The sequence below is a fragment of the Pseudomonas sp. TNT2022 ID1044 genome, assembly GCF_028656895.1.
Classification (GTDB): domain Bacteria; phylum Pseudomonadota; class Gammaproteobacteria; order Pseudomonadales; family Pseudomonadaceae; genus Aquipseudomonas; species Aquipseudomonas reinekei.
Genome location: NZ_JAMDHB010000001.1, coordinates 567,649 through 581,396 on the forward strand (window position 1 = coordinate 567,649; position 13,748 = coordinate 581,396).

At 61.6% G+C, this 13,748-nt stretch carries 14 protein-coding genes; 5 read left to right on the top strand and 9 right to left on the bottom strand.

Annotated elements, in window-relative coordinates; all coding sequences use genetic code 11:
- Positions 1-73 precede the first annotated feature (73 nt).
- Positions 74-862 (bottom strand): alpha/beta hydrolase, encoded by a 789-nt coding sequence (locus M5G20_RS02590; RefSeq protein ID WP_273917750.1) that lies wholly within the window; start codon positions 860-862, stop codon positions 74-76.
- A gap of 52 nt (positions 863-914) precedes the next feature.
- Between M5G20_RS02590 and M5G20_RS02595 the strand changes: the two genes are divergently transcribed.
- The 3 genes from M5G20_RS02595 to M5G20_RS02605 all read left to right on the top strand — a co-directional run bounded on the left by M5G20_RS02595 (position 915) and on the right by M5G20_RS02605 (position 3,932).
- Positions 915-2,168 (top strand): NTP/NDP exchange transporter, encoded by a 1,254-nt coding sequence (locus M5G20_RS02595; protein WP_273917751.1) that lies wholly within the window; start codon positions 915-917, stop codon positions 2,166-2,168.
- A 21-nt stretch (positions 2,169-2,189) separates the two neighbouring features.
- The gene (locus M5G20_RS02600) at positions 2,190-3,134 is read left to right on the top strand and encodes an aldo/keto reductase (RefSeq protein ID WP_273917752.1); all 945 of its coding nucleotides are present in this window, start codon (positions 2,190-2,192) and stop codon (positions 3,132-3,134) included.
- A 144-nt stretch (positions 3,135-3,278) separates the two neighbouring features.
- Positions 3,279-3,932, top strand: a complete 654-nt coding sequence (locus tag M5G20_RS02605) for a peroxiredoxin (protein ID WP_273917753.1) — start codon at positions 3,279-3,281, stop codon at positions 3,930-3,932.
- 112 nt (positions 3,933-4,044) lie between these two features.
- Here the strand turns inward: M5G20_RS02605 and yghX are convergent, their stop codons facing one another.
- The 6 genes from yghX to M5G20_RS02635 form a co-directional block, all read right to left on the bottom strand.
- The gene (gene yghX / locus M5G20_RS02610) at positions 4,045-4,932 is read right to left on the bottom strand and encodes a YghX family hydrolase (RefSeq protein WP_273917754.1); all 888 of its coding nucleotides are present in this window, start codon (positions 4,930-4,932) and stop codon (positions 4,045-4,047) included.
- A gap of 149 nt (positions 4,933-5,081) precedes the next feature.
- A complete protein-coding gene (locus M5G20_RS02615; protein WP_273917755.1) occupies positions 5,082-5,483 on the bottom strand; it encodes a heme-binding protein in 402 nt (133 codons plus the stop codon).
- Between the two features lie 17 nt (positions 5,484-5,500).
- A complete protein-coding gene (gene glcF / locus M5G20_RS02620) occupies positions 5,501-6,721 on the bottom strand; it encodes a glycolate oxidase subunit GlcF (protein ID WP_273917756.1) in 1,221 nt (406 codons plus the stop codon).
- A gap of 3 nt (positions 6,722-6,724) precedes the next feature.
- Complete coding sequence (gene glcE, locus M5G20_RS02625; protein WP_273917757.1) at positions 6,725-7,789, bottom strand: glycolate oxidase subunit GlcE; 1,065 nt, start codon at positions 7,787-7,789, stop codon at positions 6,725-6,727.
- Positions 7,789-9,288 (bottom strand): glycolate oxidase subunit GlcD, encoded by a 1,500-nt coding sequence (glcD, locus tag M5G20_RS02630; protein ID WP_273917758.1) that lies wholly within the window; start codon positions 9,286-9,288, stop codon positions 7,789-7,791. The genes glcE and glcD overlap by 1 nt, the downstream gene beginning before the upstream one ends.
- A gap of 270 nt (positions 9,289-9,558) precedes the next feature.
- Complete coding sequence (locus M5G20_RS02635) at positions 9,559-11,322, bottom strand: L-lactate permease (RefSeq protein WP_273917759.1); 1,764 nt, start codon at positions 11,320-11,322, stop codon at positions 9,559-9,561.
- A 178-nt stretch (positions 11,323-11,500) separates the two neighbouring features.
- Here M5G20_RS02635 and M5G20_RS02640 point away from each other — a divergent pair, with 178 nt between their 5' ends.
- Positions 11,501-11,737, top strand: coding sequence for a hypothetical protein (locus M5G20_RS02640; protein ID WP_273917760.1), 237 nt, complete (start codon positions 11,501-11,503; stop codon positions 11,735-11,737).
- A gap of 408 nt (positions 11,738-12,145) precedes the next feature.
- On the opposite strand, the gene M5G20_RS02645 is transcribed toward M5G20_RS02640, so the two are convergent.
- Both M5G20_RS02645 and M5G20_RS02650 read right to left on the bottom strand, forming a co-directional pair.
- Positions 12,146-12,565 carry an organic hydroperoxide resistance protein gene (locus M5G20_RS02645; protein WP_273917761.1) on the bottom strand — a complete coding sequence of 140 codons (420 nt, stop codon included), beginning with the start codon at positions 12,563-12,565 and terminating at the stop codon, positions 12,146-12,148.
- 215 nt (positions 12,566-12,780) lie between these two features.
- Positions 12,781-12,999: a PLD nuclease N-terminal domain-containing protein gene (locus M5G20_RS02650; protein ID WP_150732662.1), complete on the bottom strand. Its 219-nt coding sequence runs from the start codon at positions 12,997-12,999 to the stop codon at positions 12,781-12,783.
- A gap of 275 nt (positions 13,000-13,274) precedes the next feature.
- Between M5G20_RS02650 and M5G20_RS02655 the strand changes: the two genes are divergently transcribed.
- A complete protein-coding gene (locus M5G20_RS02655) occupies positions 13,275-13,739 on the top strand; it encodes a cupin domain-containing protein (protein WP_273917762.1) in 465 nt (154 codons plus the stop codon).
- The last annotated feature ends 9 nt before the right edge of the window (positions 13,740-13,748 follow it).

Here is a 13,748-nt window from a genome sequence, read left to right on the forward strand (position 1 = left end):
TGGGCTTATTGGTTGATGACGGTTTGTGTCCGACGAACGTGCTTGGGGATGGCGTTCTATTGCAGGAGCCGCTCTACAACCCATTCCCCAGCGCCTCGAAATACTCAGGGCTGTCGCTGATCGAATTGTGCCCGGTGCCCTTGATGACCTGCATCGACGCCACGCCCTCGGCGAAATGGCTGTAGAGCCGCTGTGTACTGGATGCCGGGATCACTTCGTCATGTTCGGCAGCAATCAGTCGTGTCGGCACGGTTATGTGTTCGGCATAGCGCCAGGATTCGAACTTGTCCTGCAACAACCACTGCACCGGGAACCAGCGAAACTGGCGGGCGGCCAGTTCTTCGAGGCTGTTGTATGGCGTGACCAGCAACAATCGGGTGGCCGGACGGGCGCTGGCCAGGCGCACGGCAACTCCCGATCCCAGGCTGCGGCCGACCACGACGATCTGCGGATGATCGGCGTAGACCTTGTCGAATAAAGTCATGGCGTCACGGGCAATCGCCTCTTCGGAGGGTGAGCCGCTGCTGCCGCCATAGCCTCGGTAATGCATGAAGTACAGCGCATGATCAGCAAAGGCCTCGGCGAACTCCGGCAGGCTGCGCGAAACGTCCTCGGCATTGCCGCCAAAATAAATCAGCGCCTTGGGACCGTTATGCGGTCTGACTGAAACCAGCACCTGCGCGTCATCGACGGGCAGCGTGAGCAGTGTTTCGGCGGAACCGGCGGTACGTGGTTGCGGGTAATAGATCAGCGCGCGCTGAAACACGGACAGTGCAACGCAAAGCGCCAGGTACACCGCTGCGAGGATGACGACGAGTAACACCAGGGTTCGGGACATTCGGCTAACGTTAGTGGGCGGCATTGACGGCTCCGGGGTGCTGTCAGAGTGTAGCTGGCGGTGAAGGAGGGCACCGATGCCCATCGGTCTCAAGTGGCTCAATGTGTTGCCATCTGAAAGAGCGGCCCTGGCACTGGGCTTTGCTTTTCACTTTTGCGTGCTCGCCAGCTATTACCTGGTGCGACCGCTGCGCGATGCCCTGGGACTTGAAGGCGGCGCCGATAAACTGCAATGGCTGTTCACCGCCACGTTCGTGGTCATGCTGCTGATGGTGCCGGTGTTCGGCGCGTTGGCGTCACGGTTGCCGGCCACGCGCTTCGTGCCGTTGATCTATCGCCTCATTGCCGCGTCGATGCTGGTTTTCGGCCTGTTGATCGCCAACCATGTGGCGCCGGTGATGGTCGGGCGGGTGTTTTTTGTCTGGATCAGCATCTACAACCTGTTCATCGTCTCAATTTTCTGGAGTGTGCTGGTCGACCGTTTCTCCAGTGAACAGGGACGACGACTGTTCGGCTGCATCGCGGCCGGTGGCACCCTCGGCACGTTTATCGGGCCGTTGCTCGCGGCGACCATGGCCACCCGATTGGGCCCGATGGCATTGACCGTCGCGGCGGCGCTTTTGCTGGAAATCGCCGTGCGCTGCTATCGGGCGCTGCTGGCGCGCACGCAGTCGCAGTCGGGCAACCCACTACTCGACGAACGGCGCATGGGCGGCAGCGTACTCGCCGGCATCACCCTGATCCTGCGCTCTCCGTACCTGTTGGGGCTGGTGCTGTTCATGCTTTTCCACACCAGCGCCGCGACTCTGTTGTATTTCGAGCAGGGACGGATCGTCGCTGGCAGCTACGCTGATACGGGCAGCAGGACGCAATTCTTCGCCGTGGTCGATTTGATCGTGTCGGCACTGACCCTGACATTGCAATTGCTGCTGACGGCGCCATTGATCCGTTTTGTGGGGATTGGCGGCGCGCTGGTGGCGATGCCGTTGGCGACCATCGTTGCCTTCGGTGCCATGGCCCTGGCCCCAGTGCCAACCACCGTGGCGCTGGCCCAGGGGCTGCGTCGCGCGGTGGAGTTCGCCATTGTGCGACCGGCGCGGGAGGTGTTGTGGACGGTGGTCAGCCGCGAAGAGAAGTACAAGGCCAAGAACGTCATCGAGACCCTGGTCTATCGCGGGGGCGATGCCGCCAGTGGCTGGTTGTCCGCCGGTTTGACGACGATGGGCGCAGGATTCGGCCTGGTGGCGTTGATGATCGTGCCGTTCGCCGGGCTGTGGGGCGGGTTATGTGTGTGGCTGGCGCGGCGCCAGGCGCAACAAGTCGAAACCTGATTGGCGGGCGAGGGACGATTTATGAGCCATTCTGTGGGGTACACCCGTAGAAAAATACTCACGCTGGCTGCCGGTGTTTCGGCGGTCTTCACGTTCGGTCCGACCGGCGCACAAACCCCGCCGTCGACGGGAACAGGAGGCAAGACCATGCAGACCCGCGTCATTCCTTCCAGCCAGGAGTCATTGCCCATCGTCGGCCTGGGCACCTATCGCGGTTTTGATGTGGCCCCGCACGACCCGGCCTACAAGCAATTGCCCGCGGTGCTGGGTGCATTGTTCGAGAAGGGTGGGACGGTGATCGACAGCTCGCCGATGTACGGCCGCGCCGAAGAGACCACCGGTGAACTGCTGTCGATCCACGAGCCGCGCTCGCCGGCGTTCCTGGCGACCAAAGTGTGGACCCGGGGCCGCGAAGAAGGCATCGCGCAGATGGAAGAGTCGTTCAAGCTGTTGCAGACCGATCGCATCGACCTGATGCAGATCCACAACCTGCTGGACTGGCAAACCCATTTGCCGACACTGCGCAAGTGGAAGGAAGAGGGGAGAATTCGTTACATCGGCATCACCCATTACACGCCATCGGCCTATGAAGAAGTGGAGGCGGTGCTCAAGGCTGAGCAACTGGATTTTCTGCAAATCAACTATGCGCTGGATGATCGCGGTGTCGAAAAACGCATCCTGCCGCTGTGTCGCGAGCGTGGCGTGGCGGTGATCTGCAACCGGCCGTTCGGCGGCGGTGGTTTGCTCGGCCGATTGAAGGACAAACCGCTGCCTGGTTGGGCCGCACAGGTCGGGGTCAAGAGCTGGCCGCAGCTGGCGCTCAAGTTCCTGCTGTCGCATTCGGCGGTGACCTGCGTGATTCCCGGCACCGGCAACCCGCGCTACATGACGGAGAACGCCGGTGCCGGTTTCGGGCCGATGCTCACCGATGCGCAACGCCATCAGTTGATCGCATTGGTGGAATAGGCAATGGATCCGGGGCTTTCAGTCTGATTTCGCCGCTCGCAGGCGTGTCATCAAAGCTCTCCTATACTGTTTCGCGACGATCGGTTCCTGACTGCCCGCGGCTCTGTCCGGGCGCCCCTGTCCATTACCGCAAGGAGATCGAACATGGCAATCCGTATTGGCGACGAAGCGCCGGATTTCACCGCCGACACCACCGAAGGCACGCTCAACTTTCATCAATGGATCGGTGACGGCTGGGCGATCCTGTTTTCTCATCCGAAAGATTTCACGCCGGTCTGCACCACTGAATTGGGTTATCTGGCCAAACTCAAGCCAGAGTTCGACAAGCGCAATACCAAAATTCTCGGGCTGAGCATCGACCCGGTCAGCGACCACGAAAAGTGGGTTGGCGACATCGAGGAAACCCAGGGTAATGCTGTCAACTATCCGCTGATCGGCGACGAAAACCTGGTGGTGGCCAAGCTTTACGACATGATTCACCCGAATGCCAGTGGTGGTTCGCGCACCGCCGTGGACAATGCCACAGTGCGTTCGGTGTTCCTGGTCGGCCCGGACAAGAAGGTCAAGGCCATGCTGATCTACCCAATGAGCGCCGGGCGCAACTTCGATGAAGTACTGCGACTGCTCGACTCCTTGCAACTGAACGCCAAGCACACCGTTGCCACACCGGTGAACTGGCGTCCGGGTGACGACGTGATCATTCCGACGTCGGTGTCCGATGAGGATGCGAAGAAGAAGTATCCGGACGGGTTCAAGACATTGAAGCCGTATCTGCGCACCGTGGCGCAACCCAAGTAATCAGCGGCCGTGATACCGCCATCGCGAGCAGGTTCGCTCCTACATTGGATCTTTGTCGCTGATCAAATGTGGGAGCGAGCCTGCTCGCGATGAGGCCGGCCCTGCCGACCGCTCAAACCAGATACTTGCGAAACCATTCAATCGTACGATCCCACGCGAGCTTCGCCGCGGCTTCGTCATAGCGCGGGGTGGAGTCGTTGTGGAAGCCATGGTTGGCGCCAGGGTAGATGAACGCTTCATAGGTCTTGCCGCCCGCCTTCAACGCCTGCTCATAAGCTGGCCAGCCTTCGTTGATCCGAGTATCCAGCTCACCGAAGTGCAGCATCACCGGCGCCTTGATGCGCGGCACATCCTTGGCCTCTGGCTGGCGGCCGTAAAACGACACGGCCGCGCCCAGTTCCGGGTAGGCCACCGCCGCGGCATTGGTGACACCTCCGCCATAGCAGAACCCGGTGATGCCGACTTTGCCGGTGCCGGCGTCGTGTTTCATCATCCATTCCACGGCCGCGAAAAAGTCATTCATGAGTTTTTCCGGGTCGACCTTTTCCTGAAGCGCGCGGCCCTTGTCGTCATTGCCCGGGTAACCGCCCACCGATGTCAGGCCATCCGGGGCGAGGGCGATGAAACCGGCCTTGGCCACGCGGCGGGCGACGTCCTCGATGTAGGGGTTGAGTCCACGGTTTTCATGCACGACCACCACGCCTGGGACTTTGCCGGTGGCTTTTGCCGGGCGCACCAGATACCCGCGCACCTGCCCGTGGCCCTTGGGGGAGGAGTAGGTGATGTACTCGGCGATGATGTCCGGGTCGGTGAACTCGACCTGCTCGGCGAGCGCGTAGTTCGGGCTCAGGGACGCGAGCAGCGCGCTGGCGGTCAAACCGCCGAGGGTGAACAACGCGGCGCGGTCGAGAAACTCGCGCCGGTTGATCAGGCCATGGGCGTAGTAGTCGTAGAGCTCCAGCAGCTCCGGGGCAAAGTCTTTCGCAGTGAGGCGGGTCATCGGTGCGGTTCCTCTTTCAACGGGTTGGACACGGGACCCTGTGGGAGCGAGCTTGCTCGCGATGGCGGAGTGTCAGGCACATAGATGTCGGATGTGCCGCCGTCATCGCGGGCAAGCCCGCTCCCACAGGATTGCGTGGGTTTTACAATTCACTTCAAACACTGCGCCCCGGCTTTCGCCACCTGCGCATCTTGTTCGGCCTTGACCCCCGACACCCCGACCGCGCCGATCACCTGGCCGTCGACGATGATCGGCACACCGCCTTCCAGCGATGTCAGCAGCGGCGCGGAGAGGAAAGCGGTGCGTCCGCCATTGACCATTTCTTCATAGCCTTTCGATTCACGTCGGCCCAGTGCCGAGGTGCGGGCCTTTTCAATGGCAATGTAGGCGCTGATGGGCGACGCGCCGTCGAGGCGTTCGAGGGCCAGGGGATGACCGCCGTCATCGACCACTACGATGGTCACCGGCCACTGGTTAACCTGGGCTTCGCTGCGTGAAGCAGCGAGGATCTGGCTGACTTCGGCCTGGCTCAGGATGGCTTTGCTGTTCATGGGCAATCTCCGGGGCGTTATTGGGACAGGGCGGCTTCGACCAGTTCGATCCAGTGCCGCACCGGGGTCCGGCCTGCGCCGTCGAGGTGCGACTGGCAGCCGATGTTGGCCGTGGCGATGACTTCGGGGTAGCCGCTTTCCAGGGCATTCATTTTGTTGTCGCGCAGTTGTCGGGACAGCGCCGGCTGGGTCAGCGAATAAGTGCCCGCCGAGCCACAGCATAGATGAGCATCGGGTACGGTGGTCAGGTTGAAACCCAGGCGCAGCAACAGCGCTTCGACCGCGCCACCGAGTTTCTGCGCGTGCTGCAAGGTGCACGGGCAATGAAACGCCACGCGGCGGGCGTTATGAATGCCGAGCTGTTCCAGCGGCTCGTCGCGCAGCACTTCCACCAGATCCTTGGCCAGCGCGCTGACGGTTTTGGCTTTATCGGCGTAGGCGGGGTCGCGTTCGAGCAGATGCCCGTAGTCCTTGATAAAGGCCCCGCAACCACTGGCGGTCTGCACGATGGCCTCGGCGCCTGCTTCAATCGCCGGCCACCAGGCATCGATGTTGTGCCGGGCGCGATCCAGTCCGGCCGCCTGGGCGTCGAGGTGATAATCCACGGCCCCGCAACAACCGGCGCCGCTGACCGGCGTGATACTGATGCCCAACCGGTCGAGCACCCGCGCGGCAGCGACGTTGGTGTTGGGTGACAGCCCCGGTTGCACGCAGCCTTCGAGCATCAACACGCGGCGGGCGTGGTGGGGAGTGGGGCGTTTTTTACACACCGGCGTACTGCGCGGCAGTTTGCTTTGCAGCGCGCCGGGCAGCAGTGCCCGGAACATCTGGCCGCTGTTGACCAGGCCTTTGAACAGATCCCGATGCGGCACCAGTGTGCGCAGCCCCTCGCGCAACAGGCGCTGGCCCATCGGGCGCGGTACTGCCGCATCCACCACCGCCCGGCCGATGTCCAGCAGGTTGTGGTAATCGACACCGGACGGGCAGGTGGTTTCGCAGTTGCGGCACGACAGGCAACGGTCGAGGTGTTGCTGGGTTTTTTGCGTGACTTCGTTGCCTTCGAGCACCTGTTTGATCAGATAGATGCGCCCGCGCGGGCCGTCCAGTTCGTCGCCGAGCAATTGATAGGTCGGGCACGTGGCGTTGCAGAAACCGCAGTGCACACAGCTGCGCAGAATGCTGTCGGCTTCTTCGGCGCGGGGCAGTCGGCGGGCGTTTTCACTCAAGGTGGTCTGCATGGTTCAAAGCTCCGCGTACAGGCGTCCGGGGTTGAAAATACCCTGGGGGTCGAGTTGCCGTTTGAGGTTGCGGTGATAGCGCATCAGCGCCTCGGGCAACGGTTGGAACGGGCTGTCGCTGAGGCCGTGGCTGTAGCAGGTCACGTGTCCGCCGACTTCTTCGACAACCTGGCGAATGAAGCTCGCCTCGGCGTCGGACTTGAGCCAGCGCTGGGCGCCGCCCCAGTCGATCAACTGGCGACCGGGCAAGGACAGGCGCGGTGTGTCAGTGGGCAACGACAGCCGCCACAACGGCTGGTCCTCGTCGAAGAAGCTCAAGCGCTGTTCATTAAGGTCGGCCCAATACGAGCCGTCCAGCCGCTCACCGCCCAAACGGTCATGGGCGGCGGCCACCGAGCCTTCACCGCCCTCAAGGCGAAGGTGCAAGTGCTCGCCGTCGTGACACGCGGCGCTGATAGGCAACGGTTGCTGGCCCCATTCCGCCAGGCGCAACAGCGCGCGTTCGGCGTTCATTTCCAGACTGATGCTCAAGGCCTGCCGGGGTTTGGGCAGGACCTTGAGCGAGACTTCCGTGATCAGCCCCAAGGTGCCGTAACTGCCGGCCATCAGTCGCGACAGGTCGTAACCGGCGACGTTTTTCATTACCTCGCCCCCGAAGCGCAAATGCTTGCCGAGACCGGTGATCACCCGGGTGCCGAGGACAAAATCGCGCACCGAGCCGGACCACGGCCGACGCGGCCCCGACAACCCGCAGGCAATCATGCCGCCCACGGTGGCATCATCCGCAAAGGCCGGCGGTTCACAGGGCAACATCTGTTGTGCGGCGTCCAGCACTTGCTTGAGCTCGGCCAACGGCGTGCCGCAGCGCGCGGTGATCACCAGCTCGGTCGGGTCGTAACTGACGATGCCGCGGTGTGAGCGGGTGTCGAGTATTTCCCCGGCGGTCACCCGCCCCAGAAACGCCTTGCTGTTGGCGCCCTGGATGCGCAGCGGCGTGGCATTTTCCAATGCCTGATTGACCTGCTCCAGCAGCAGCGCGCTGTCGTCAATCTCGACTGATCCGTGCATCAGAAACGCTCCAGGTCAGGGAAGGGCAGTTGCCCCGCATGCACGTGCATCGCACCAAATTCGGCGCAGCGGTGCAGGGTCGGGATGTTTTTGCCGGGATTGAGCAAGCCGCTGGGGTCGAACGCTGCCTTGATCGCGTGAAACAGGGTCAACTCATCGCTGTTGAACTGTGCGCACATCTGATTGATCTTCTCGCGCCCGACACCGTGTTCGCCGGTGATGCTGCCGCCGACCTTCACGCACAGCTCCAGAATCTTGCCACCCAGGGCTTCGGCACGATCCAGCTCGCCGGGCTGATTGGCATCGAACAGAATCAGCGGGTGCATGTTGCCGTCGCCGGCATGGAACACGTTGGCCACGCGTAAACCGTACTCGGCGGACAGGTCGGCAATGGCCTTGAGCACTCTGGGCAATTCCCGGCGCGGGATGGTGCCGTCCATGCAGTAATAGTCCGCAGACAAGCGACCCACCGCCGGGAACGCATTCTTGCGACCGGCCCAGAATCGCACCCGTTCGGCCTCGTCCCTGGCCAGGCGTACTTCGGTGGCGCCGGCCTGTTCCAGCACCTGGCGCACGCGGTCGCAGTCGTCATGCACGTCGGCTTCAACGCCGTCGAGTTCGCACAGCAAAATCGCTTCGGCTTCTACCGGATAACCGGCGTGGATGAAGTCTTCGGCGGCGCGGATGGCCAGGTTATCCATCATCTCCAGTCCCCCGGGAATGATCCCGGCGGCGATGATGTCGCCGACGGCGCGGCCGGCTTTTTCCACGCAATCGAACGCCGCCAGCAGCACCTTGGCCGACTGTGGTTTGGGCAGCAGTTTGACCGTGACTTCGGTGATCACCCCGAGCATGCCCTCAGAACCGGTGAACAGGGCCAGCAGGTCGAACCCGGGGGAGTCGAGGGCATCGGAGCCCAGTGTCAGGTGTTCGCCATCGATCGTCAGGATGTCGACCTTGAGCAGGTTATGCACGGTCAGCCCGTATTTCAGGCAATGCACGCCACCGGCATTTTCTGCGACGTTACCGCCGATGGAGCAGGCGATCTGCGAAGAGGGATCGGGCGCGTAGTACAGGCCGAAAGGGGCGGCGGCCTGGGAAATCGCCAGGTTGCGCACCCCCGGCTGAACCCGTGCGGTGCGCGCGGCGGGGTCGATATGCAGGATCTGATTGAAGCGCGCCATGACCAGCAACACGCCTTTTTCCAGCGGCAAGGCTCCACCGGACAAACCGGTCCCGGCCCCCCGGGCAACTACCGCCACCCGGCGCTCGTGACACAGGCGCAACACCCCCTGAACCTGCGCAATGTCGCGCGGCAGCACCACCAGCATCGGCGTGGTGCGATAGGCGGAAAGCCCGTCGCACTCGTAGGGCTTGAGTTCTTCCTGCTGGTGCAGGATTTCCAGCTCAGGCATCTGCGTTCGCAGGGCCTGCAGCAGCGCGTTTTTGTCGATGTCGGGCAGGGCGCCGTCGACGCGTTCATCGTAAAGAATGTTCATCGGCGCTCGACACTCGTTTTTTAGTTATGGGATGTGAGGTCTGGTTGCGGAAAATGCTGATCATCATCGGCGTGGCGCGTGGGCTGGTCCCTGCCTGTTTGTCCGCGCCAGGCCGCTTTTCATTCAATAAGTTTTACCCGGAACCGCAGATAATCAAGGTGGCGCGGCAATCCCGGTGGAGGCGTGTGCCTTTGTGAAGAAAAAAGCCCGGAAGGCGCACCTCCCGGGCAGGGTTTTAAGCTTGAGCGCAGATACCTTCGGGCTGCCGATTCAATGTCCGCCCACCACCATATGGCTGAACGGCGCCACATACGCTTGCAACGTCACCAGCCCGCCGACCAGGATCGCCAGGATGATCGAGTGGAAGAACACGTAACGCAGGATTTCCCCTTCGTGGCCGTACCAGCGCGTAGCCGTGGAGGCGACCACGATTGACTGCGCATCGACCATCTTGCCCATCACCCCGCCGGAACTGTTGGCCGCCGCCATCAACACCGGGCTCAGGCCCAACTGCTCGGCGGTGACCCGCTGCAAACCGCCGAACAGCACGTTGGACGCGGTGTCCGAACCGGTCAGCGCCACGCCGAGCCAGCCGAGCAAGGTGCCGAACATCGGATAGAAAATCCCCGTCGCCGCAAAGGCCAGGCCCATGGTGGCATCCAGCCCGGAGTAGCGCGTGAGGAAGCCCAGGGCGAGCATCGCGGTGATGGTGATCAACGAGTAGCGCACCACCCACAGCGTTCGCAGGTACTGGCTGATCAGTTGCGGTATGGAATACCCCATCAGCAAACCACCGACAATCGCGGCCAGCAAGATGCCGCTGCCGGTGGAGGTGAACCAGGTGAATTTGTAGACCGCCTCTTCGACTTTAGGCGTCGGCACCACCGGTGGCACTTTCTCGATTTGCTGGTGGATGGTGGTGAAGGTCAGGACCGGGGCGAACACCGGGTTGGCTTCGCGCATGGGCTTGCCTTGAGGGTCGAGCTTGGCCGAGTGGGTCACCGGATCGATCGCCGGACGGGTGTCGAACAGGTTTTTGAAGCTCTGAGTGCCCCAGGCGAACACGAACACGGTGAGGATGAGCCACGGCATCCACGCCCGCATCACGGCTTTTTTCGTGTCGCTGGAAAAAGCCGCGCTCGGTTCAGTTTTGGATTCATATTCCGCATCGATTTTCGAGTTGTCGACTCGGCCGGTCAGGGCGGCGGAGGTGTGCACCGTGGCCGGTTTCCAGACTTTCAGGAAACCGGTCAGGCAGGCCATGGAAATCAGGGCGGCGATCACGTCCACCAGCATCGGCCCGTGATAGTTGGACACGAGGAATTGAGGGATGGCAAAACTGACCCCGGCGACCAGGATCGCCGGCCAGATTTCCAGCATCTTGCGCCACCCGGCAAAGGCCCAGATCAACCAGAACGGAACGATCACCGAGAAGAACGGCAGTTGCCGCCCGACCATCATCGACAGCTCCATTTCATCCAGCCCGGTGACTTTGGCCAGGGTGATGATCGGCGTGCCCAGCGCGCCGAAAGCCACCGGTGCGGTGTTGGCGATCAGCGCCAGGCCGGAAGCCGCCAACGGCGAAAAGCCCAGGCCGATCAGGATTGCTCCGGTCACCGCCACTGGCGTACCGAAGCCGGCCGCACCCTCGAAGAACGCGCCGAAGCAGAAGGCAATCAGCAGCAATTGCAGGCGCCGGTCGTCGGTGATCCGCGCCAGGGAATCCTGCAGCACTTTGAACGAGCCGTTCTCGGTGGTCAGACGGTGCAGGAAAATGATGTTGAGCACGATCCAGCCAATCGGCAGCAGACCGTTGGCGGCGCCATACAGCGCAGCAGACCCGGCCATGTTGGCGGGCATGCCGAATGCGAAAATGGCGATGACCAGCGCGGAGGCCAGGGCGAGCAGTGCCGCCAGGTGCGCCTTGACATGAAAGAACGCGAGGGCTGCCAGCATCACCACCACCGGCACGGCGGCCATGAGGGTGGACAGTACCGGGTTATTGAATGGATCGTAGATTTGCTGCCAAACCATGTTCCACCTCTGCTTTTTATTGTTCGATGTGCAGACCCCGAAGGGGCGGTGGCATCCAGTATAGGTGGCATTTCGCCGCTGTCAGGCTCAGTGCTCAGAACTGTGAATCAGCGCAATTCAGGGGCTGAGCTAGCATTGCCTGTAAGGTCGAAAATCCTGACGCGGGAGGAAAAACGCAATGACCGAGCGCCATATGGAACACAAGGAAACGCTATCGAACGGATGCAGCATCAAGGTCAAGGCCGAGATATTGAAGGACGGTTCTCTGGGCATGTTCATTGGGGTTTACCGTCCGGACGGCAGCGCTATCGACGAAAACCACGATCCCAAACCGCACATGCTCGACATGGAGGCGGCAATGGATTGGGGCGTCGATATCGCCAAGGGCATCGGCAACAGCCAGCGGTCGCTGTGAGACTCGGCAGGTATAGCATTTTTGTGTCCTGCCACACGGCCTGAAAAAGGAAATCGGTCTAAAAACAGCGGCCCACGCTGCGAGCGTTTTGCTACTCTGAAGGTGTAGGTGAAAACGCAGACTGATGCGCAAGCGGATAGCGAGGACGCGTGGGGCGCGCTCCGAAGGGTACACGGTTAGAAAGATCTCCGCGCTGAGATCCAGCCCTTATGCCGTGTGAAGCAGGACAGTGCATATTGTTGTTCTGTGGGAGTCCTGATAAACCTCGTAAGCCAGAGACCAGCACTGACCACCTACTTGGCTCTCGAAGCCTGCTTGTGCAGCTGTGACAAGGCAGCTCGCCAAGATCAAATGCCCCGTCTGACGGGGCATTTGTTTATCTGTCTTTTACGTTCCGGTCCTGTGCCATCAAACCAGATTGATCGTCACGTCGATGTTGCCGCGGGTTGCCTTGGAATACGGGCAGGTCTGGTGGGCGGCATCCACGAGGGAGCGGGCCAGCGCCGGCTCCACACCCGGCAAGCTGACATTCAAGCGTGCCTGGAGGAAGAAGGCGTTATTGGTCTTGCCCAGATCGATTTCGGTCGCGACGCTGACGTCAGCCGGCAAGCTCACTTTCAATGCCAGCGCCGCCTTGCCCAGCGCGCCGATGAAACACGCCGACCAGCCGGCGCCCAGCAATTGCTCAGGGTTGGTGCCGCTACCGGAAGAGCCCGGTGGCGACAGCTTGATGTCCAGGCGCCCGTCGTCACTGCGCGACTCGCCTTGGCGGCCGCCGGTGGTAACGGTTTTGCCGGTGTACAGCACGGTATCGATTTGATTGATCATGAAGGGGTTCCTGCTAGGGTTGAACTGCGACCCGCGCACTTTTTCACTTTCATGTACACCGTTTATGTCCTGCCCAACGCCGTTGTGTATCGCTGTGTAGTCTCCCAGGCGCCCAATACAGACCGATACAAATCCACAACTGTTCACCCTGCGCCTGGATGTCTTTTGCCAGGCTGCTAACGCATGACCCCGGTAATGCGTTAGCGCACATTGCGTTATTGCCCGGCCTGCGCCGACCGCGGGTTATGTGCAATTTGCTTTGGCCCGGCCAAGGCCCAGGCGATAAGCCCCAACAGCGGCACAAACACGATCACCACCATCCATACCCCTCGTGTGCTTGCCTTGCCGTCGCTCTTGCGCAGCCGATTGATAGCCCACAATTCAATGAGTAGCAGTACTACCGCGAGTACGATCCACGTTGGTTCAAAATGCATGTGTCACCTCCTGATGGTCATTCAGTTAGGGGCGCGTGCGGCGGCAGGGTTCATTAAATTTGCGCAACGCTCCGGCTGATTGCGTCCCCGGGAAATTGTTTTCAGGCGTCGCGCGCAGGCCCTGTATCCCAACGTATCTGTTTGGCCGGCAGCTACGTGCGCATACAAAAACAGCCCTGCGTGACACGCGCGAGATACACGGGGACCGCGTAATGGGGCTGCCTGACAACGGCATCCCGCGCACTTTTTTACCCTGCGCTCATTGGAGAATTGCGATGTCCCGAAATAACAAAACCAACGCCGCCAGCCTGTTCGGCGTCGCCATCGTCGCCGCGGCACTCACCGCTTTCGCGGGGCTGTCCCAAGCTCAGGACACCAAGCCCGCCGACGCCGGCCAGGTGCCTGGCAAAAGCTGGCAGAGCGGCATCAAGCGTACCGATCTGGTGCGTCACGACCTCGATGTAGAAGGGCGTGAAGTGATTCAGGTGCTCGTCGATTTCGATCCGGGTGTCACGTCGCCGAAACACTCGCATCCCGGTGCCGAAGTCGCTTACGTCGTTTCAGGGACATTCGAGTACCAACTCGAAGGCCAGCCGAACGTCACGCTCAAGGCGGGTGACTCCCTGTACATCCCGGCCGGCACTGCCCATGTCGCGAAGAACGTCGGCAAGGACAAAGCTTCGGAACTGGCGACCTACATCGTCAAGAAGGACACGCCGTTGTTGAAAATCGAACAGTAAGCGCTCCGA